This is a genomic window from Mycobacterium sp. E735 (genome assembly GCF_001666955.1).
Classification (GTDB): Bacteria; Actinomycetota; Actinomycetes; order Mycobacteriales; family Mycobacteriaceae; genus Mycobacterium.
Genome location: NZ_LZIX01000224.1, coordinates 1 through 2,501, shown reverse-complemented (window position 1 = coordinate 2,501; position 2,501 = coordinate 1). Strand labels below are relative to the sequence as shown.

At 69.9% G+C, this 2,501-nt stretch carries 3 protein-coding genes; all 3 read left to right on the top strand.

Annotation, left to right across the window (positions count from 1 at the left end):
- Positions 1–17: 17 nt before the first annotated feature.
- Positions 18–911, top strand: coding sequence for a PE domain-containing protein (locus tag A5704_RS17995; protein ID WP_067785018.1), 894 nt, complete (start codon positions 18–20; stop codon positions 909–911).
- A gap of 59 nt (positions 912–970) precedes the next feature.
- Entirely contained in the window at positions 971–2,128 is a 1,158-nt protein-coding gene (locus tag A5704_RS17990; protein WP_067890234.1) for a PPE family protein, read from the top strand.
- A 161-nt stretch (positions 2,129–2,289) separates the two neighbouring features.
- A partial coding sequence (locus A5704_RS17985; RefSeq protein WP_067890240.1) for a WXG100 family type VII secretion target occupies positions 2,290–2,501 on the top strand: 212 nt, incomplete at its 3' end.

Genomic DNA, 2,501 nt, shown 5'->3' with positions numbered 1-2,501 from the left:
AACATTAGGAGCAATCGATGGCATTTCTGACAACACAGACCGAAGAGATGCTCGCTGCAGAGCAGCTGCTGTCGGGGATCAACACCAACCTGGCGGCGCAGAACGCCGGCGCCGCAGCGGCGACCACGGTCATCGCTCCCGCCGCCGCCGACCCGGTGTCGGCCCAGCAGGCGGCGATCTTCTCGGCGTACGGCACCCAGTACCAGGCAATCGCCACCGAGGCGCAGGCGTTGCTGGAGAATTACGCGCAGACCCTGGGCATCAGCTCCGGCAGCTACGGCGACACCGAGGCCATCAACGCGAGCCAGGCCGCGCTGTCGAGCGCCGCGTCGCCGGCCGCCGCCGCGGCCGCCACGCCGTCGAACACCCCGCTGGACTGGCTGGCATACCTGCTCGGTAGCACCGGCAACGGCACCAACCCGAACATGCTCGGCGGGATCTTCGGGCTGTCGAGCAACGGCGCCAACATCGGCAACATCGGCTTCGGCAACTGGGCCTCGGCCGGTTCGGACCTCCTGGGTCTGGCCGGTGGCGGCCTGCTCGACACCTCCGCCGCCGACGCCGCCGGTTCGGCGGCCGGTGCCGCGGGCCTCGCCGACACGACGGCGCCGATGGCGGGCGGCGGCATGGCCGGCATCGGCGCGGCGCCGATGGCCTCGATGGGCTCGGCCACGATGGTCAGCAAACTGTCGGTGCCGCCGAGCTGGGCCGCTCCCGCCACCCCGGTGGTCGGCACCAGCGCCGCACCGCTGCAGACGGTGGGCTGGACCGCCGCCGCCCCGCAGGCGGGCGCCGGCACGATCATCCCGGGCATGCCGGGCATGGGCGCCGCGGCACGCAACAGCGCCGGCTTCGGCGCTCCGCGCTACGGCGTCAAACCGATCGTCATGCCGAAACCGGCGACCGTCTAGTCCCTCGTCATTGCCCTCGAAACCTCGAATTTCTAAAGACAAAGGAGCGGGAAACCCAAATGGTTCTTGACTTTGCAGCAATTCCCCCGGAGATCACCTCTTCGCTCATGTACGCCGGCGCCGGCGCCGGGCCGCTGATGGCCGCCGCGGCCTCATACGCCAACCTGGCCGCCGAGGTCAGCGCGACCGCGACCCAGTGGGAGTCAATCGTCTCGTTGCTGACCACCGAAAACTGGACCGGTGGCGGATCGGCGGCGGCGGCGGCCGCGGCCCAGCCGATCATCACGTACCTGACCGAGACGGCCACGACGCTCGAGCAGGCCAGCGCACAGGCCACGGCCTCTGCGGCCGCGTACGAGGCCGCGTTCGCGGCGACGGTTCCGCCGCCGGTGATCGCCGCCAACCGGACGCTCCTGGCCACGCTCGTGGCGACCAACTTCCTTGGCGTCAACTCGGCCGCGATCGCCGCGACCGAGGCTCAGTACGCCGCGATGTGGGCCCAGGACGCCGCCATGATGGCCGCCTACCAGGCCGCCTCTGCGGCGGCCGGGGTGCTGACGCCGGTCACGCCGCTGACCTCGACCACCAACCCTGGGGCCGCCGCGGCCGCCGACAGCACCGCCCTCGCCGCTGACTCGACAGGCGGCACGATCCAGGCGCTGGCTCCCGTTTCCAACGCGGCCCTGGCCGCGCCCAGCCTGCCATTCACGACTGACGGCATCCTGGGCTCGATTGACAACTTCCTCGGCACGCCGTCGGTGCTCAACGGCATCAACGGCGCCGTGAACACCGCGGCATGGTGGGTCTGCAACACCATCCCGACGGCCGTGTCGCTGGGGCACACCCTCGGAACGGTGCCGTCGATCCCGTTCGCGCTCACCGATTCCGTCACGCCGCTCGCCGGCGGCCTGGTGCCGGGCACGATGGTGGGCTCGGTGTCGGGCGCGGGAGCGTCGGCCGCCCTCGGCGAGGCCTCCGCGGTCGGCGGGCTGTCGGTGCCGGCCGGCTGGAACGCCGCCGCCCCGGCGACGTCGTTGGCCTCCTCCACCGCCCCGCTCGAGGGCTCGGGCTGGACGGCCGCGGCCGAGGCGGAGCCGGTCGCCGCGATGCCCGGCATGCCCGGCATGGCGGGCGCTGCCAAGGGCGCCGGTGCCTACGGCGCCGGGCCGCGATACGGCTTCAAGCCGATCGTCATGCCCAAGCAGGTTGTCGTCTGATGTCGGAATACCGGTACGGGAAATAAGGGGGTACATGTCACCCGTTTGAGGCGATCAGTTAACCGGTAGGTCGTAATCTGTCCATAACGCGGCCACCACCGCATCAATTGCAACTGTTAAGACTTCGAGTTTGAAGGCTTGAAAGACAAGGAGAAAGAAACATGGCAACACGTTTTATGACTGACCCGCACGAAATGCGTGCGATGGCGGGCCGCTTCGAGGTCCACGCCCAGACGGTCGAGGACGAGGCCCGCAAGATGTGGGCGTCCTCGATGAACATCGCCGGCTCGGGCTGGAGCGGCCAGGCGCAGGCGACCTCGTACGACACCATGGGCCAGGTCAACCAGGCCTTCCGCAACATCGTCAACATGCT